21 protein-coding genes are annotated in these 17,172 nt (G+C 69.8%); 10 read left to right on the top strand and 11 right to left on the bottom strand.

The window, feature by feature from the left end; genetic code table 11:
• A partial coding sequence (locus AC14A7_RS04990) for a lamin tail domain-containing protein (RefSeq protein ID WP_484006825.1) occupies positions 1 to 858 on the bottom strand: 858 nt, incomplete at its 3' end.
• Between the two features lie 81 nt (positions 859 to 939).
• Between AC14A7_RS04990 and AC14A7_RS04985 the strand changes: the two genes are divergently transcribed.
• Positions 940 to 1,710, top strand: coding sequence for an FAD binding domain-containing protein (locus AC14A7_RS04985; RefSeq protein ID WP_484006823.1), 771 nt, complete (start codon positions 940 to 942; stop codon positions 1,708 to 1,710).
• The gene (locus AC14A7_RS04980) at positions 1,707 to 4,292 is read left to right on the top strand and encodes a molybdopterin-dependent oxidoreductase (protein ID WP_484006821.1); all 2,586 of its coding nucleotides are present in this window, start codon (positions 1,707 to 1,709) and stop codon (positions 4,290 to 4,292) included. The genes AC14A7_RS04985 and AC14A7_RS04980 overlap by 4 nt, the downstream gene beginning before the upstream one ends.
• Position 4,293: 1 nt before the next feature.
• On the opposite strand, the gene AC14A7_RS04975 is transcribed toward AC14A7_RS04980, so the two are convergent.
• The 3 genes from AC14A7_RS04975 to AC14A7_RS04965 are packed head-to-tail and all read right to left on the bottom strand — an operon-like array spanning position 4,294 to position 6,290.
• Complete coding sequence (locus AC14A7_RS04975; protein WP_484006819.1) at positions 4,294 to 4,629, bottom strand: AzlD domain-containing protein; 336 nt, start codon at positions 4,627 to 4,629, stop codon at positions 4,294 to 4,296.
• Complete coding sequence (locus AC14A7_RS04970; protein ID WP_484006817.1) at positions 4,622 to 5,353, bottom strand: AzlC family ABC transporter permease; 732 nt, start codon at positions 5,351 to 5,353, stop codon at positions 4,622 to 4,624. The genes AC14A7_RS04975 and AC14A7_RS04970 overlap by 8 nt, the downstream gene beginning before the upstream one ends.
• A 43-nt stretch (positions 5,354 to 5,396) precedes the next feature.
• Positions 5,397 to 6,290 (bottom strand): XdhC family protein, encoded by an 894-nt coding sequence (locus tag AC14A7_RS04965; RefSeq protein ID WP_484006815.1) that lies wholly within the window; start codon positions 6,288 to 6,290, stop codon positions 5,397 to 5,399.
• 23 nt (positions 6,291 to 6,313) lie between these two features.
• On the opposite strand from AC14A7_RS04965, the gene AC14A7_RS04960 reads away from it, so the two are divergent.
• The 4 genes from AC14A7_RS04960 (at position 6,314) to AC14A7_RS04945 (ending at position 10,443) form a co-directional block, all read left to right on the top strand.
• Positions 6,314 to 7,615, top strand: a complete 1,302-nt coding sequence (locus AC14A7_RS04960; protein WP_484006813.1) for an MFS transporter — start codon at positions 6,314 to 6,316, stop codon at positions 7,613 to 7,615.
• Between the two features lie 9 nt (positions 7,616 to 7,624).
• Positions 7,625 to 8,950 (top strand): allantoinase AllB, encoded by a 1,326-nt coding sequence (gene allB, locus AC14A7_RS04955; protein WP_484006811.1) that lies wholly within the window; start codon positions 7,625 to 7,627, stop codon positions 8,948 to 8,950.
• Positions 8,951 to 9,094: 144 nt separating this feature from the next.
• A complete protein-coding gene (gene pucL, locus AC14A7_RS04950) occupies positions 9,095 to 9,970 on the top strand; it encodes a factor-independent urate hydroxylase (RefSeq protein ID WP_484006809.1) in 876 nt (291 codons plus the stop codon).
• Positions 9,970 to 10,443: a nucleoside deaminase gene (locus tag AC14A7_RS04945; protein WP_484006807.1), complete on the top strand. Its 474-nt coding sequence runs from the start codon at positions 9,970 to 9,972 to the stop codon at positions 10,441 to 10,443. The genes pucL and AC14A7_RS04945 overlap by 1 nt, the downstream gene beginning before the upstream one ends.
• Here the strand turns inward: AC14A7_RS04945 and uraH are convergent.
• Together uraH and uraD are read right to left on the bottom strand one after the other, a co-directional pair.
• A complete protein-coding gene (uraH, locus tag AC14A7_RS04940; protein ID WP_484006805.1) occupies positions 10,440 to 10,754 on the bottom strand; it encodes a hydroxyisourate hydrolase in 315 nt (104 codons plus the stop codon). The two genes, AC14A7_RS04945 and uraH, sit on opposite strands and share 4 nt — an antisense overlap.
• A complete protein-coding gene (gene uraD / locus AC14A7_RS04935) occupies positions 10,751 to 11,227 on the bottom strand; it encodes a 2-oxo-4-hydroxy-4-carboxy-5-ureidoimidazoline decarboxylase (RefSeq protein WP_484006803.1) in 477 nt (158 codons plus the stop codon). The genes uraH and uraD overlap by 4 nt, the downstream gene beginning before the upstream one ends.
• Before the next feature lie 19 nt (positions 11,228 to 11,246).
• On the opposite strand from uraD, the gene AC14A7_RS04930 reads away from it, so the two are divergent.
• On the top strand, positions 11,247 to 11,768 hold the full coding sequence (locus AC14A7_RS04930; RefSeq protein ID WP_484006801.1) for a nucleotidyltransferase family protein: 522 nt from the start codon (positions 11,247 to 11,249) through the stop codon (positions 11,766 to 11,768).
• Here AC14A7_RS04930 and AC14A7_RS04925 read toward each other — a convergent pair.
• From AC14A7_RS04925 to AC14A7_RS04910, 4 genes are read right to left on the bottom strand one after another with little or no spacing between them, the layout of a single operon-like run.
• A complete protein-coding gene (locus tag AC14A7_RS04925; protein ID WP_484006799.1) occupies positions 11,724 to 12,146 on the bottom strand; it encodes an iron-sulfur cluster assembly scaffold protein in 423 nt (140 codons plus the stop codon). The genes AC14A7_RS04930 and AC14A7_RS04925 overlap by 45 nt on opposite strands.
• Positions 12,133 to 13,365 carry an allantoate amidohydrolase gene (locus AC14A7_RS04920; protein ID WP_484006797.1) on the bottom strand — a complete coding sequence of 411 codons (1,233 nt, stop codon included), beginning with the start codon at positions 13,363 to 13,365 and terminating at the stop codon, positions 12,133 to 12,135. The genes AC14A7_RS04925 and AC14A7_RS04920 overlap by 14 nt, the downstream gene beginning before the upstream one ends.
• On the bottom strand, positions 13,355 to 14,572 hold the full coding sequence (locus AC14A7_RS04915; protein WP_484006796.1) for a pyridoxal-phosphate-dependent aminotransferase family protein: 1,218 nt from the start codon (positions 14,570 to 14,572) through the stop codon (positions 13,355 to 13,357). The genes AC14A7_RS04920 and AC14A7_RS04915 overlap by 11 nt, the downstream gene beginning before the upstream one ends.
• A gap of 23 nt (positions 14,573 to 14,595) precedes the next feature.
• Positions 14,596 to 14,826, bottom strand: coding sequence for a hypothetical protein (locus AC14A7_RS04910; RefSeq protein WP_484006794.1), 231 nt, complete (start codon positions 14,824 to 14,826; stop codon positions 14,596 to 14,598).
• Between the two features lie 30 nt (positions 14,827 to 14,856).
• Between AC14A7_RS04910 and AC14A7_RS04905 the strand changes: the two genes are divergently transcribed.
• The gene (locus tag AC14A7_RS04905; protein ID WP_484006792.1) at positions 14,857 to 15,477 is read left to right on the top strand and encodes a GyrI-like domain-containing protein; all 621 of its coding nucleotides are present in this window, start codon (positions 14,857 to 14,859) and stop codon (positions 15,475 to 15,477) included.
• Complete coding sequence (locus AC14A7_RS04900; RefSeq protein ID WP_484006790.1) at positions 15,474 to 16,019, top strand: cysteine hydrolase family protein; 546 nt, start codon at positions 15,474 to 15,476, stop codon at positions 16,017 to 16,019. Before AC14A7_RS04905 ends, AC14A7_RS04900 begins: the two co-directional genes overlap by 4 nt.
• A 20-nt stretch (positions 16,020 to 16,039) precedes the next feature.
• Here the strand turns inward: AC14A7_RS04900 and AC14A7_RS04895 are convergent, their stop codons facing one another.
• Positions 16,040 to 16,489 carry a MarR family winged helix-turn-helix transcriptional regulator gene (locus tag AC14A7_RS04895; RefSeq protein WP_484006788.1) on the bottom strand — a complete coding sequence of 150 codons (450 nt, stop codon included), beginning with the start codon at positions 16,487 to 16,489 and terminating at the stop codon, positions 16,040 to 16,042.
• 58 nt (positions 16,490 to 16,547) lie between these two features.
• Here AC14A7_RS04895 and AC14A7_RS04890 point away from each other — a divergent pair, with 58 nt between their 5' ends.
• On the top strand, positions 16,548 to 17,132 hold the full coding sequence (locus AC14A7_RS04890; protein ID WP_484006786.1) for a hypothetical protein: 585 nt from the start codon (positions 16,548 to 16,550) through the stop codon (positions 17,130 to 17,132).
• Positions 17,133 to 17,172: the final 40 nt, after the last annotated feature.

The following is a 17,172-nucleotide window of genomic DNA, read 5'->3' as shown; positions in this document are numbered from 1 at the left end:
GTAGCGGGCATCCGCGTCTCCTGCATAGGCGTTCGACGCGACGAGGTAGTAGTCGCCAGCCCCGAGACGCGTGCCGCCGGGGATGGTCGTCTGCAGGGTGTCACTGCGCATGCGGCCGGTCGCGGTGCAGCGGTACAGCTGCCAGCCGCCGATGTCGACCGAGGTTGAGCCGAGATTCCACAGTTCGACGAACTCGTCGTCGCTGGCGGCGGGGCCCGATGGCGCGAACTCCGAGATGACGACCCCGGTGCGCTCCGTTGTGGTGGCCGCGGCCGCGTTCTGCGACCCGATGGTCGCCGGTGCCTTGATGAAGTCGACGACGGTGTTCCCCGTCGCCGACACACGCTGCCAGCTCTCGTCGAGCGCGAAAGCGAGGCTGTTGGGCAGGTTGCGGTCGAGGGTGCACTCGCTCTGGGTCGGCCATGGCTCGGTGGGGTAGACGCCAACCGCATCCACCAGCTCGTCGTCGGGGTTCTCGAGGTAGAGGCCGAAGCCGCTCGTCATGAACGGCGAGCTCATGTGCGCGTCGCCGGCCATGCCGATCTTGCTGACCGTGAAGATCTCACCGGGCTCGAGCACGACGCCGGCGAGGTCGCCCTCTGGCCGTCCCACGTTGCTGCGCAGCCCCTGCGCGCTGCAGCGGAACACCTGCCACCCGGTGAGGTCGACCGGTGACTGCCCCCAGTTGCGCAGCTCGAAGAACGTGTCGGAGTCGGAGCGCGGGCCGCCGTTGGCCAGCTCGTTGATCAGCACGAGCCCGTCGCCCGAGGCGGCGATGGGTGCGGCTGTCGCCGGCGTCACCACCGCGGTCGAGATCAGAACGCTGGAGATCAGGACAACAGCAGCTAGGCGTCGCACGCTCACAGCGTCACGGGTGCGCGTGTACCCGGGGTGAACGCCGTTACACGCACGTCACAACTTTCGGGTTGACTGGCCTGCATGGACCTCATCGACGTGCGCGAGATCCGGGTGCCACGCACTCGTGCCGAGCTCGTGTTCGGCGAGGGCGAGCGACCCCTCGGCGGGGGAACGTGGCTGTACTCCGAGCCGCAGCCGGGCACCACGGGGCTCGTCGATCTCACGGGCCTCGGCTGGGATTCCATCGACGAGACGGATGCCGGGCTGACGATCGGGGCGACCGCCACCATCGCGGCGCTCGCGCGGCATCCCCACCCGCTGTTCGCGCAGTGCGCGAACTCCCTGCTCGCAAGCTTCAAAGTCTGGAACGTCGCGACCGTCGGCGGCAATATTGCCCTCGCGCTGCCCGCCGGGGCTATGACCTCGCTCGCCGCAGCCCTCGACGCGACAGCCGTGATCTGGTCGGCCACGGCAGAGCGGCGTGTGCCGGTGGCCGAGTTCGTGCTCGGAGTGCAGCAGACGGTGCTCGAGCAGGGCGAGGTGCTGCGTGCCATCGAGATACCCCGGGCGGCCCTCGAGGCGCGGCACGGCTTTCGCCGCATCTCGCTCTCGCCGCTCGGGCGCACGGGCACGCTCGCGATCGCGACCCTCGGCGACGAGGCCGTGTTCACGATCACCGGCGGCACCACCCGCCCGCACGTGCTGCGCTTCGAGAGCCTGCCCTCGGCCGCGGCCCTCACGGCTGCGGTCACCGCGATCGACGACTGGTACGACGACGCGCACGGCTCCCCCGACTGGCGACAGGCCATGGGCCTACGCTTCGCCCTCGAGCTGCTCGAGGAGCTGTCGTGAGGTTCACCGTGAACGGCGAGCCGCGCGAGACCGGCGAGACAACAGGGCGCGTGCTGCGCACCGTGCTGCGCGACCTCGACCACTTCGAGGTCAAGAAGGGCTGCGACGCCGGCGACTGCGGGGCGTGCAGCGTGCTCGTCGACGGGGAGCCGGTGCACTCCTGCATCTACCCTGCCCACCGCCTCGAGGGCGCCGCTGTCACGACTGTCGCCGGCCTCGGCACCCCGGAGCACCCGCACCCGCTGCAGCAGGCATTCGTCGACGCGGGTGGCTTTCAGTGCGGCTTCTGCACCGCCGGCATGATCGTCACCGCCTCGACCCTGCAGCCCGACGACGACCTCGCCGTGAAGCTCAAGGGCAACCTGTGCCGGTGCACCGGCTACCGCTCGATCGAGGATGCGATCTGCGGCGTCTCGAACACGGTGTCGACGGCAGACGTCGGCTCCTCGCTGAAGGCCCCGGCCGGCATGCGCGTCGTCACGGGCACGGAGGCCTACACGCTCGACTCGGCGACGACGGGGGTGCTGCACCTCGCGGTCCTGGGTTCCCCGCATGCGCACGCGCGCATCCGGTCGATCTCTACCGAGCGCGCCCTCGCGCTCGAGGGGGTGCACGCAGTGCTCACCCACCACGACTCCCCCGCCACCCTGTTCTCCACCGCCCGCCACGAGCACCGCACCGACGACCCAGACGACACGATGGTCATGGATGCCGTGCTGCGCTTTCGAGGCCAACGCGTCGCGGCCGTCATCGCCGACACCGTTGCGATCGCGCAGCGCGCTCTCGCCCTCGTCGACGTCGAGTACGACGTGCTGCCAGCCGTCTTCGACCCGGAGGCTGCCCGCACCCCCGGTGCCCCGCTGCTGCACGGCGAGAAGGGCCCGGAGGCTCGCATCTCCGAGCCGCGCCGCAACGTGCTCGCCCAGCTGCACGGCGAGATGGGGTCCGTCGCCGACGGGCTGGCGGCAGCGGCCGCCGTCGTGAGCGGCGAGTTCCGCACGCAGCGGGTCTCGCACGTCGCCCTCGAGACCCACGCGACCCGCGGCTGGCTCGACGACGACGGGAGGATCGTGCTGCGCACCTCCTCGCAGGTGCCATACCTCGTTCGCGATGAGATCGCCCACATCTTCGGCCTCGACCAGTCGCGCGTTCGCGTGTTCACCGCCAGGGTGGGCGGCGGATTCGGGGGCAAGCAGGAGATCCTCACCGAAGACCTCGTGACCCTCGCCGTGCTCGCAACCGGCCGACCGGTGCAGTACGAGTTCACCCGGGAGGACGAGTTCACCATCGCCCCGGTTCGCCACCCGATGCAGCTGAGCGTGACCCTCGGCGCCACGGCCGACGGCGTGCTGACCGCCATGCAGGTCACAGAGCTGATGGACACCGGCGCCTACGGCAACCACGGCGTCGGCGTCATGTTCCACAGCCTCGGCGAGTCGCTCAGCGTCTACCGCTGCGCCAACAAGAAGGTGGATGCCGAAAGCGTCTACACGAACAACCCGCCCTCGGGTGCCTTCCGCGGCTACGGCCTCGGCCAGGTGATCTTCGCCGTCGAGTCGGCGATGGACGACCTCGCCCGCGAGCTCGGCATCGACCCGGTCGAGCTGCGCCGCCGCAACGTCATCGTGCCCGGCGACCCCGTCGTCGTCACCGAGGCCGACGAGGAGCACGACATGCTCTACGGCTCCTACGGGCTCGACCAGTGCCTCGACCTCGTCGAGCAGTCGCTGTCCTCCTTTACGGGGACACCGGCACCGGATGGCTGGGCCGTCGGCACCGGCGTCGCCATCGCGATGATCGCCTCCCTTCCGCCGCGCGGGCACGTCGCAGAGACGAGCATCACCCTCGCCGACGACGGCCTGTTCGACCTCCAGGTCGGCACTGCCGAGTTCGGCAGCGGAACCACCACGGTGCACGCGCAGCTCGCGGCAACGGCCCTCGGGGTCAGCGCCGACCGCATCCGCATCGCCCAGTCCGACACCGACGGGGCTGGCTACGACACGGGTGCCTTCGGGTCTGCCGGCGTCGTGGTCGCGGGCAAGGCGGTGCACGCTGCATCCACCGCATTGAAGGCGCTCATCGACGAGCACGGCATGACGCCGGGGCTCACCGCGACGGGCCGCCACGACGGCACCCCGCGCTCGCTCGCCTTCAACGTGCAGGGCTTCCGGGTCGCCGTGGATTCCGGCACCGGCGAGGTGCGCATCCTCCACTCCGTGCAGGCGGTCGATGCCGGTGTCGTCATGAACCCGGAGCAGCTGCGCGGGCAGGTCGAGGGAGGGGTAGCCCAGGCACTCGGAACCGCCCTCTACGAGGAGGTCGAGGTCGTCGACGGCGTCGTGCTCACCACGGCGCTGCGCAACTACCACCTGCCGCAGTTCGCCGACGTGCCACGCACCGCGGTGCTCTTCGCCGACACCCACGACGAGCTCGGCCCCCTCGGCGCGAAGTCGATGAGCGAGGCGCCCTACAACCCGGTCGCTCCCGCCCTTGCCAACGCCATCCGCGACGCCATCGGCGTGCGGCCGCGGTCACTGCCGATGTCGCGGGAGAAGATCTGGCGGCTCGCGCGCGAGCGCTGAGCTAGCGCTGCAGCCAGCCGAGCTGCACGAGCAGGAAGATGAGGCCCCACCACACGGCTAGGCCGACGACCAAGCCGATGACGAGCTGCTTGGTCCACTTCCACAGCAGGGCGGCGATGACCGCCGCGATGACCGCCGGGATCGTCTCGACGAGCGAGAGCTCGCCGCGCGGGGCGAGGATGCCCGGCACGGCAATCGCGCCGAGCACGGCCGGCCCGACCAGGGGAAGGTAGCGAAGCGCCCGGCTCGGTGGGCGCACCTTCTTCGACACGAGGAAGATCGCCCGCTCGACGAAGGTGACGAGCCCGGAGAGCAGGATGGCGAGCAGGTCAAGCATCGCTCGCCTCCGTCTGCGCCGGCTGGGTTCGCGCCAGCACCACCCCGCCGGCAACCAGGCCAGCGATCGCCCCGACCATGAGGCCGATGCCGAAGGGCAGCGGCGCGGCGAGGAGGGCGACGATGCCGCCGACACTGCCGGCGACAAGCCCCGGCCTGTCTTTGATGAGCGGGAGGGCGAGGAGCAGGAAGGTCAGCGGAATCGCGAGCTCGAGCGGCACCCAGTCGGGAATGAAGCCGCCGAGCAGCACCCCGACGCTCACGAGCGAGGCCCAGCCGACGAAGCAGGTGATGCCGGCGGCGAAGTAGTAGCCGAGCTGCGCGCCCTTGGGGCCGGCACCGCCCTCCCGCTCGAAGCGCGAGATGGCCAGGGCGTAGACGGGGTCGGCGAGCAGGAACGCCGCCAGCATGCGCTGCGGGCGACTCCACCCGGCAAGGTGCGGCTCGAGCGACGCGCTGTAGAGCAGGTGCCTCGCGTTGACCACGAGCACGGAGAACACCACGAGGGCGATGCCGGCCCCGGTGCCGAGCAGCTGGATGGCGACGAGCTGCGATGCCCCCGCGAAGATGATGGGCGAGCTGAGGATCGACAGGGCCGGATCGACATCCGTCTGGGCCATCGCGGCGCCAGCGGCAAGCGCGAACGGGATGTACCCGATGACGATCAGCAGCGCGTCACGGATGCCGGTGAGCACCGCGGAGCGCGTCGCCTCGGTCTCGGTCATGCTGCGACTCTGCCACGCGCCGCCGTCACGCGGCGAGAGCCAATCAGGGCGTCGTGGACACCTGTCGCGCGTGGATGGGGCCGGCGGCGTCCATCAGCGGTGTCGCGGTAGCGCCAACGCGGGCTGCCATGACCTCGGCGAGGATCGACACGGCGGTCTCCTCCGGCGTGGATGCGCCGATATCGAGGCCGATCGGCGAGTGCAGCCGATCGGTGGGGATGCCCAGCTCCGCAAGCGAGGCGACCCGACGCGCGTGGGTGGTGCGCGATCCCATCGCCCCCACGAATCCGGCCGGCGACCGCAGCGCGATCGCGAGCGCCTCTGCATCGAACCGCCAATCGTGGCTGAGCACGCAGATCACCGTGTTCTCGTCGACCGGTGTGCGCTCGAGGTAGAGCGGCGGCCACTCGACGACCACCTCTGCAGCGGGAAAGCGCTCGGCGGTGGCGAACAGCGGCCGCGGGTCGACAACGGTGACGCGGTACCCGAGCACGGCGGATGCCGCAGCAAGGGCGGCCGAGTACTCCATGGCTCCGAGGATGACCATGTGCCGCTCCACGGGCGGCGGCTCGGTGAACTCGGAGCAGACCTCGATCGCGGTGCCGGCTCGCAGATTCGCGACGAGCTCTGGCGAGAGCAGCTGCACGTGCACCCGCAGCTCGCCGCCGCACGTGAGCCCTACCGACATCGCAGTCTCGTCGCTCACGCCGAAGTCGACGGTTTGGGGCTCGCCCGTCGCGAGAACGCGGCTCGCGATCTCGACCACTGCGCCCTCGACGCAGCCGCCGGCGATGCTGCCGATGACCGACTCGCCATCGAAGGCCATGGATGTTCCGACCGTGCGCGGGGCGCTCCCCTCGATCGCGATGGCCGTTGCCACGGCGATCGGGCGCCCGGCGTCGTGCGCCGTGAGCAGCCGGTCGGCAATCTCGTGCATGGGGAAAGCCTAGGCTGAGTCGAGTGAGCGGCGTCCCGGAATCCACGACACGGCGCTCGCACTTCGCCGACCTGACGCCGTTCCGCGAGAGCCCCGCGTTCTTCCGGCTGTGGCTCGGCTCGACCCTCGCCGGCGTCGGCAGCCAGATGACGATCGTCGCGGTCGGCTTGCACATCTACGAGATCACGCAGTCGACGGCGGCCGTTGCCCTCGTCGGCGTCATCTCGCTCGTGCCGATGATCATCGCGGGCGTCTACGGCGGCCTTCTCGTCGACAGCTTCGACCGGCGCACGGTCGCGATCCTTGCCGAGACCGTTGCCTGGGTCTCCGTCGTCGGCCTCGCCTGCCTCGCCTGGACCGAGACCGAGACCCTCTGGCTCTACTACGTCTTCACGACGCTCACCGCTGTTGCCGTCACGATCGTCGGTGCGGCACGGTCGGCGATCGTTCCGCGACTGCTGCCGGTGCGGCTGCTCCCGGCGGCCGGCGGCCTCAACGGCATCGGCTTCGGGTTCCAGGTCATCGTCGGGCCCGCGATCGCGGGGGTGCTCGTCGCGACCGTCGGTGTGCAGTGGACGTACACGGTCGACGCCATCCTGTTCATCGCGGCGTTCACCGGCGTGCTGACGCTGCCCGCCATCCGGCCGGAGGGGGCGACACGGGTCACCGGGATCGCGGGAATCGTCGAGGGGCTGCGGTTTCTTCGCGGGGCCGCCAACATCCGGCTCTCCTTCCTTGTCGATATCGTCGCGATGACCTTCGGAATGCCGCGAGTGATCCTCCCTGCGATCGGGGCCCTCGTCATCGGCGGCGGCGCGGTGACGGTCGGCATCCTCTCTGCGGCGTTCGCCGCCGGCACCCTTCTGGTCGGCGTGTTCTCTGGCCGGCTCGGCAGCGTGCGCTGGCATGGACGAGCGATCCGCAACGCCATCATGGTGTTCGGGGGCTTCGTGGCGGCATTCGGCGTCGTGCTCCTGCTCACCGGGACGAGGCACGCAGCGCCCCTCAACGTGCCTGCCCTCATCGCGGCGTGCATTCTTCTCGCCGGAGCCGGCGGGGCCGATCAGGTCAGTGCCGTGTTCCGCAGCACCATGCTGCAGGCGGCCGCGCCCGACAACATGCGGGGCCGGGTGCAGGGCGTATTCATCGTCGTCGTGACCGGCGGACCCCGCATCGGCGACGCCTACGTCGGGCTCGTGGCGGCTACCGCACTGCTCTGGCTGCCGTCCCTGCTCGGCGGGCTGCTCATCATCGCGATCGTGTTCCTGCTCGTGCGGCACTACCGCAGCTTCCACGACTACGACGCCCTCAATCCGGTTCCGTAGGCTGGGGCGATGGCCTTCGACCTCGTCATCCGCGCTGCGTCCGCCTTCGTCGACGGGGCGTTCCGCGCCGCAGACATCGGCATCGCGGATGGCCGTATCGCAGCAATCGACGTCGAGCTCGACGGTCCGCTGGTGCAGCTCGCGGCCGATGAGGTGCTGATCCCCGGCATCGTCGACACCCACGTGCACGTCAACGAGCCGGGCCGCACCGAGTGGGAGGGCTTCGCGAGCGCGACCCGCGCTGCCGCGGCCGCCGGGGTCACGACCCTCATCGACATGCCGCTCAACAGCGTGCCGACCACCATCTCGCTAGAGGCGCTCCTTCTCAAGAGGCAGGTAGCCGGCGACAAGGTCATCGTCGACACCGGCTTCTGGGGCGGTGCCGTGCCAGAGAACCTCGGCGCCCTTCGCGAGCTGCACGAGGGCGGCGTCTTCGGCTTCAAGGCCTTCCTCGCCCCCAGCGGAATCGACGAGTTCGGCCATCTCAATGCCGACCAGCTCGAGGCGGCGCTCGAGGAGATCACCTCCCTCGGCAGCCAGCTCATCGTGCACGCAGAAGACCCCGGCGTGCTCGACGCGCACGCCGGGCACGGCGGCACCTCCTACGACGCCTTCGTTTCGTCGAGGCCGGATGAGGCAGAGACCACCGCGATCGAGCGCGTCATCGCGGGGGTGCGGCGCACCGGTGCCCGCGCGCACATCCTGCACCTCTCGTCTGCTGCCGCGCTGCCCTCGCTGCGGGCCGCACGTGCCGAGGGGCTTCCGATCACCGTCGAGACCTGCCCGCACTACCTGGTGCTCGCGGCGGAGGGAATCGAGGATGGCGCCACGCAGTTCAAGTGCTGCCCGCCGATCCGCTCCGAGGCCAACAGGGAGGCGCTCTGGACGGCGCTGCTCGACGGCGACATCGACGTGGTCGTGACCGACCACTCCCCCGCGACCGCCGACCTCAAGTTCGCCGGCAACGGCGACTTCCAGGTGGCGTGGGGCGGCATCGCGGGGCTGCAGACCGGGTTCAGCTCGGTGTGGACGGAGGCCGCCGCCCGCGGCATCCCCCTCGACCGGGTGCTCGGCTGGATGTCGACGGGCACAGCAGACCTCGTCGGCCTTGCGCAGAAGGGCCGCATCGCCGTCGGAGCCGACGCCGACCTCGTCGCGTTCGCGCCAGACGCGCGCTACACCGTGCACGCGCAGGAACTCGAGCACCGCAATCCGATCAGCGCGTTCGACGGGCGGGAGCTGCGGGGCGTTGCCCGGCGCACCTGGCTGCGCGGGCATCCGGTCTCGATTGCTGCCGACGCTCCCGTGACCGGCCGCCTGCTCTCACGCAACTGAGGGTCGTCGTCGAAGCTCCGGCTGAGCACGCCGCTGGACCGCGTATGTTCCTCCGGGGTCACGCTGAGCCGGAGTTTCGACACGGAGGCCGGTCAGCTGTTGCCCCGAAACGCGCGTGACATGTAGCGGTGCGAGAATCGCCGCATGGCGATCATCATGGGTGACAACCAGTACGGCAAGGCAGAGAACCGCGTGGTGCGCATCTACCGCGACGCGCCTCGGCACGAGATCCGCGACCTCAACGTCTCGACGGCGCTGCGCGGCCCGTTCGAGTCCGCCCACCTCCACGGCGACAACTCCCGGCTGCTGACAACCGACGCCCAGAAGAACACCGCGTTCGCCTTCGCCAAGCTGCACGGCGTCGCTGCGATCGAGGACTACGCGCTCACCCTTGCCCGTCACTTCGTGAACGACATCGAACCCGTCGAGGGCGCCCGCGTGATCGTCGAGGAGTACGCCTGGCAGCGCGCCGTCATCGACGGGGTAGAGCACGACCACACCTGGACGCGGCGCGGCCCGGAGGTGCGCACGGCGACCGTCACCGTCGACGCCACCGGCGAGCACGTCATCGGTGGCATCAAAGACCTCGTGATCCTCAAGTCCACGGGCTCCGAGTTCCACGACTTCCTCACGGAGCAGTACACGACGCTGCCGGAGACGCGCGACCGGATCATGGCGACCTCCCTCGAGGCCCGCTGGCGTTTCGCCACCCCCGTGGCACACTGGGACAGCACCTTCGAGCGGGTGAAGTCGATCATCATCCGCGAGTACGCGGTACGGCAGTCCCTCGCCCTGCAGCAGACGCTCTGGGACATCGGCTCTGCGGTGCTGCACGGCATTCCAGAGATTGCGGAGATTCGAATGAGCGCCCCGAACAAGCACCACTTCGAGGTCGACCTCGCCCCCTTCGGCCTCGACAACCCCGGCGAGGTCTACGTCGCGGCCGACCGCCCCTACGGTCTCATCGAGGCGACAGTGCTGCGGGATGACGCCCCGGCCGCCGAGGGAGCGTGGCGCTGATGTCGTCATCCGACTCGCTCTTCCTCGCCCGCGCAATCGAGCTCGCAACAGAGAACGTCGCCAACGACGGCGGACCGTTCGGCGCTCTCATCGTGCGCGACGGCAAGGTGCTGGCCGAGGGCCAGAACCGGGTGACCGCGACGCTCGACCCGACCGCGCACGCCGAGGTGGTCGCCATCCGCGCGGCGTGCCAGGCAGCGAAGGACTTCTCGCTCGCCGGAGCGACGCTCTACACCTCGTGCGAGCCGTGCCCGCTGTGCCTCTCTGCGGCGCTGTGGGCCCGCATCGACCGCATCGTCTTCGCGGCCGACCGCGACGATGCCGCTGCCGGCGGGTTCGACGACCGCGAGTTCTACGAGCTCTTCTCCCGCCCGCGCGAGGAGTGGCACGTGACGATCGACGGCATCCGGCCAGACAACGCGACCGAGCCCTTCGACGCCTGGGTCAACCTGCAGGGCCGCGTCGACTACTAGCTGCCGCGGTAGGTCGAGTACCCGAACGGGCTCAGCAGCAGCGGCACGTGGTAGTGCTCGTCGCCGGCCACGGTGAACTCGATGCACACCCGCGGGTAGAACGACGGCGTCTCGCCGAAGTACGTCGCGGTGTCGAAGGCGAGCGTGTACGTGCCGGCTGGCAGCGACTCCGGGCCGAGGGTCGTGACCCGGCCGTCGGCATTGGTCTGCGAGCTCGCGATGAGGCCGTCGGGGCCGCTCAGCTGCACCGGAACCCCGGCGGCCGGCACGCCCCGCGCCGAGTCGAGCACGTGCGTGGTCACCTGGCTCACAGTTCTCCTCCGTAGAGCTTCTCCAGCCGCAGCAGCGCGATGTCGCGCAACTGCTCACCGACGATCTGCAGCTCCTCTGCTGGGTCGAGTGCGATGCGACGGCGCAGCTCCGACAGGATCTCCGCGCGCGTGCGACCGGCGGCCCGGATGAGGAAGACCCGCCCGAACACCGCCTCGTACTCCGCATTGCCAGCCGCGATCGCGGCGTTGACCTCCGCGTCGTCCGCGTCGCTCGACGCCTGCTCTGCGCGGCTGAAGCTCTGCGCGGAGCCCTGCCCGACGGGCTTCTCTCCGATGCGCGGGTGGTGGGCCATCGCCTCGTCGACCTCCTGCTCGGTAAGCGGCGTTGCCGCCGCGTGGGCCGTCGCGAGCAGGGATTCCAGCGAGTCGAATGGGCTGCGGGAGCTGACATCGGCGACCCAGCGCTCGACGCCGAGGGCGGCGCGCAGGTCGGCGGAAGAGGTCTCGATCATGGTCTGCCTAACATTACCCATGGAGGTTTGCGGAGTCGTGCTGGCCGCCGGCGCAGGCACCCGGTTCGGCAGGCCGAAGGTGCTCGTGCCCGGGTGGCTCGATCGGGCGTGCGCCACCCTGCTCGCGGCCGGCTGCACGCGCGTCGTCGTGGTGCTCGGCGCGGCGCCCGACGCTGCGCTGCCCGACGACCCCCGCGTCACCTCGGTCATCGCGCACGACTGGAGCGGGGGGATGTCGCACTCGCTGCGAGCAGGGCTCGCTGCGGTCACCGAGCCAGCGGCCCTCATCACCCTGGTAGACCTCCCCTGCCTCCCCGTCGCCGTCGTCGAGCGGGTACTGCGGGCCGAGGGCCCACTGCGGCAGGCCGTCTTCGATGGGCGACCCGGGCATCCGGTGTTCGTGTCGCTGCCAGACCCGGCGCTCATCGATAGCCTCGCCGGCGACCACGGCGCGCGCCGGTACCTCGAAGCCAACGGGGTGACCGAGGTCGAGTGCTCAGACCTGTGGGACGGATTGGACGTCGACCAGCGCGAGCTCTAGCGCCCGCCACGCGAGCGTCGCGCACTGCGCCCGCAGCGGGAAGCGGCCGATGCCGGCGAAGGCCTCGAGGTCTCCCTGCAGGGCGGCACCTCCGTTCACCGACGCCGAGTACGCGGCCAGCAGCCTGCCAAATGAAGGCACGTCTGTCAGGATCAAACCGCACATCGCCGCGGATGCTGCCATCGAGACGGTGCATCCGTGGCCGTCCCACGACACGGCCTTCATTTGACCGGTCGGACCGAGGGTCACCCGCACCGTCACCGTGTCGCCGCAGGCCGGCGTGGTCAGCGTCGCCTCGTGCGTGAACGACTCGGCCAGCCCACGCGGTTGCCGCGCGAGATCCTCGAGCAGGAGGGAGCGCTCGCTATCGCTGAGCATGGGAGTCGGCGAGGGAGGTGACCGCGGCAGTGAACGCGTCGAGTGCCACCGCCACGTCGCCGATCAGCACCGACTCGTCGGGGTGGTGGCTGACGCCGCCCTTGCAGCGAAGGAAGAGCATCGCGAACGGCGCGACAGAGACGACCGCCATGCCGTCGTGGCCGGCGCGGCTCCAGAACGCAAGCGGGTCGGAATCGCCCGTCGACCGGATGCCGGCCTCGACCGCCGCTCGCAGGTCGAGATCGCAGACAACGGCGTCCGCTCGGTAGATCTCGTGCTGCTCGAAGTGCAGGCCGCGCCGATCGGCGATCGCGAGCGCGGCCTCGTGGATGGAGCCGAGCACCGCGTCCCTGTCGTCGTCGAACTCGGCTCGAAGGTCGAGGCTGAACTCTGCCCGGCCGGGGATCACGTTGACCCCACCGGGGAAGGCGTGCATGCGGCCGACCGTGCCGATGACGTCGCTCGCCTTCGAGAGCCGCTCGATCTCGACGACCAGTTCGCTCGCGCCGACGAGCGCGTCCCTCCGCCGGTCGAACGGGGTGCCGCCCGCGTGGCCCGCCTTGCCCGTCATGGCGAGCTCGAAGCGGCGGGCACCTGCGATGGAGGTGACGACGGCGAGGTGCCGGTCGGCATCCTCGAGGATCGGGCCCTGCTCGATGTGCGCCTCGAGGTAGCCGACGAGCTGCTCTGGCCGACGGAACGCGCCGGGCAGGCGGCCGGGGTCGAGCCCGAAGTCCTGGAAGGCCTCGAAGAGGGTGATGCCGTCGGCGTCGGTGAGGTTCCACCACTCGTCGTCCCACGTGCCGGCTAGCGCCCGGCTGCCGAGCAGGGCGGTGCCGAAGCGGGTGCCCTCCTCGTCGCTGAACGCAACCACCTCGAGGGCGAACGGCAGCTCCACTGAACGCAGCCGCGACGCCACCTGGATGGCGAGCAGCACTCCGAGCATGCCGTCGTAGCGACCGGCGTCGGGCACGGTGTCGATATGGGATCCGAGCAGCAGGGCCGGCAGCCCCGGGGTCGCCCCCTCCATGCGCCCGCACTGGTTGCCGGCGGCATCCTGCCAGGTCGACAGGCCGGCCTGCTCCATCCACTGGGCGACGAGGGCATTGGCAGCTGCGTGCTCCGGCGAGAGGTGCACGCGCTCGAGCCGATCGGGCTGGCTGCTGATCGCCGCGAGCTCGTCGCAGCGATCGAGGATGACGCGGGCTTCAGGCGTCATAGAAGTCAAGGGCCGCGCCGGCCCCGCTCCCGGCGGTGACGGAGACGCCACCGCGGCGCAGCACGACCTCGAGGGCCGCGAGGGTGGTGAGCACGGCGTCGCGCCGCGCGTTGTAGCCCATCGTGCCGATGCGCCAGACCTTGCCTGCCATCGGTCCGAACGAGGTGCCGATCTCGATGCCGAAGTCGGTGAGCATGGTGGCGCGCACGCGGTCGCCATCGACGCCATCCGGAATCCGCACGCCGACCACGTTGTTCATGCGCACCGACTGGTCGCCGAAGAACTCGAGGCCCATCGCCGCGAGCCCTGTGGTCATCGCAGTGCCGTGCAGGCGGTGCCGTTCGACGGCCTCTGGCATGCCCTCGTCGACGAGCAGGCGGGCGCACTCGCGGGCCGCATAGAGCATCGAGGTCGCCTCGGTGTGGTGGTTGAGCCGCTTCGGTCCCCAGTAGTCGAGAATCTGGCTGAGGTCGAAGTAGTTGGACCGGATGGGCGAGGCGCTCCATTCGTCGCCCTCCACCCGAATACCCGCTTCGATGCTCTTGCGCGCGTTGACGACGGCAACGGCTTTCGGCGACAGCGTGATCGGGCTCGACCCGGACGGCCCGGCGAGGCACTTCTGCAGGCCGGTCGTGACCACATCCAGTCCCCACGCGTCGGTCTCGAAGGTGTTGCCGCCGAGGGATGCCGTGGTGTCGCTGTAGAACAGCGCGCCGTGCTTCTCGGCGAGGGCACCGAGCTCGTCGAGCGGCTGGGCGACGGTCGTCGACGTGTCGCCGTGCACGATCGCGAGCAGTTTCGGCTGGTGCTCGATGAGGGCTGCCTCGATCTCGGCCGCGGTGAAGACGGTGCCCCACTCGCGCTCGATGACCCGCACATCGGCCTGGCAGCGCTCCGCGATCTCGCGCAGCAGATGGCCGAAGCGACCGAACACGGGCACGAGCACGACGTCGCCCGGCTCGATGAGCGACACGAACGCGGCCTCGATGCCCGCGCGGCTCGTGCCGTCGATGAGCAGGGTCGCCTCGTTGGCGGTGCGGAAGACGCCCCGGTAGAGCTCCATCGTCTCGTTCATGTACGAGGTCATCGCCGGGTCGTACTGCCCGACGAGCTGCGCCGACATCGCGCGAAGCACGCGCGGATCGGCGTTGATCGGGCCCGGCCCCATGAGCAGTCGCGGCGGCGGGTTGATCGGGAGCGTGGCCATGACCCAATGCTACGAGGCGGGTGTTACGGGCGTGGGTCTTTCGCGCTGGCCTTCGCACTCTGCCGCACGGCGAAACCGGCGAGCAGGAGGGCGATGAGGCTGACGATGACGGCGCCCGGCCACCCCAGGGTCGGAGCCGTCGTGCACTCGGGAGCAGGCAACGGAGTGACGCAGACCGTGGTCTGCAGGCCGAAGGCAAGGAACGGAACGCCCACCGCGAGCAGGAAGGCGATAACGAGCCAGAGCGTGCGCATGATGTCAGCGTACGGGCCTAGCTTTAGCAGGTGGACAACTACGACATCAAGATCGCCAAGAAGGCCCTCTACGCCCCGAAGGCCGACGACTTCGTCGAAGTCGACGTTGCGCCGCAGAACTACCTCATGGTCGACGGCCACGGCGACCCCAACACCTCGCCCGCCTATGCAGAGGCGATCGAGCTGCTCTACGGCGCCTCCTACGGATGCCGCTTCACGGCGAAAGACCTCCTCGGCCGCGTGCACACCGTCGGCCCCCTCGAGGCGCTCTGGTGGGCCGACGACCCCGCCGACTTCGTCTCGCGCAACAAGGAGAACTGGAGCTGGACCGCGATGATCGCCCAGCCCGACTGGATCACCCAGCAGATTCTCGACACCGCCCTCGCCAAGAAACGGCACGCTGCCGCCGACCGCATCCGGCTGGAGACGCTCTCCGAGGGCCGGTGCGTGCAGATCCTGCACGTCGGCTCCTACGACGACGAGTCGCCGACCCTTGCGCGGCTGCACGACGAGTACATGCCGCAGCACGGCCTCACCTTCAACGGGCACAACCACGAGATCTACCTGTCGGACGCGCGGCGGGTCGAAGCTGCCAAACTGCGAACGGTGCTGCGCCAGCCGGTGCGAGCGCTGGCAGACTCAGAGGCATGACCGCCGCACTCATCGTCATCGACGTCCAGCAGGGCTTCACCGACAGCGCCTACTGGGGCGCCCGCAACAACCCGCAGTTCGAGGCCAACTTCGCGCTCATCCTCGAGTCGTGGACCGGCCCCATCGTGGTCGTGCGCCACGACTCGGTCTCCGACGGGTCGCCGCTCGAGGTCGGCACCCCCGGCAACGACCTCGTGCCAGCGGTCGCGGCGATCGCGCCAGCGCTGCTCGTGACGAAGAGCGTCAACTCCGCGTTCTACGGGGAGCCAGACCTGCAGTCGTGGCTGCAGGGCGCGGGGGTCGACGAACTGGTGATCTGCGGCATCCAGACCAATATGTGCGTCGAGACGACGGCCCGCATGGCGGGCAACCTCGGCTACGACGTCATCGTTCCCATCGACGCGACCCACACCTTCGACCTCACCGGCTCTGACGGCTCGGTGCTCACGGCCGATGAGCTCTCGCGGGCAACCGCGGTCAACCTCTCGGGCGGCGAGTTCGCCAGGGTCGTGACGACGGCAGAACTGCTCGCCACCCGGTGATCGAGCGCGCTGCGCGTTCCTCACCCCTCGATCGTCGCCTGTAGCCCTTCCAACTCGGAGACGAGACGCGTCAGCCTCGGCGTCTCGAGGTCGCGAAAGATGGCCGTGGCTGCGGGGTGCATCGCCTGCTCTGCCTGGCCGAGCAGCTCGTGACCGCGCGGGGTCATGCGCACGACGAGCCGTCGGGCGTCATCCGGGTCGCGTTCTGTTGTCACGGCGTCGAGCGTCTCCAGTGCCTTCAGCGTCTTGGAGACCGCGGGCTGGTTGACCTCCATCGCCTCGGCGATCTGGCTGACGCTCGCGCCGCCCGGCACCCTGCGCAGCAGGCTGAGGAAGCTGACGTGAGTAAGCGATAGCGGCGTCGCGCTGAGGGCGCGAGACAGCCGCGTCGCCACGAGCTGGTTGACGATGAGCAGGTCGCGCAGTGCGCGCCCCTGCAGCTCTGCGCGTTCTGCCTCGGCCGCATGCATACCGCAATCATATTCCATGGAATTGACATTCGTGCCGATCTCCGCTTTTATACATTCCATGGAATACATCAAGAGCCTCGCTCACCGCACCATGTCCCTCCGCCTGCCCGTGCTCGTGGCAGCTGCCATCGCCAGCCTCGTGCTGCAGAACGTCGTGCAGGCCGTGCTCAACGGCTTCTACGCGCGCTCCGGCTACCCCGTGCCCTACTACGTCGGCCAGACCTCCTTCAGTGCAGAGAAGCTCGAAGGCTGGTACGCCACGATGGATGCCGCCGGCACCCTCGGCATCTACTGGCAGACCCAGCTGGTCGACTTCGGCTTCGTCGCCGCCACCGCCATCGCGCACTTCCTGGTGCTCGTGCTGGTCGCCCGCCTCCTGCCGGGCGGCCGCTGGCGCCGCACCGCCCTCGCGCTTGTCGTGGTTGGCGTGCTGGCACCTGCCTTCGACGCCCTCGAGAACCTCGCCTCGTTCGTCGCCCTCGCCGACCCGACCGCGATCAACCCCGCCGTCGCCATCGTCTACTCGTCGTTCGCCGCGCTCAAGTTCGCCGGGTTCTTCGTGGTCTACATGTGGGTGCCGGTCGGGCTCGTGGCTGCGGCGGTGCTGAAGGTGAACGCGCGTCGGAGGGTCGCTACCGCGTAGCTCATGCTTCTCGCTGGTACTGACGAGCCAGAGGCTCGTC

Source organism: Conyzicola sp. (genome assembly GCF_057073975.1).
This window is presented reverse-complemented; position numbering and strand designations above follow the sequence as displayed.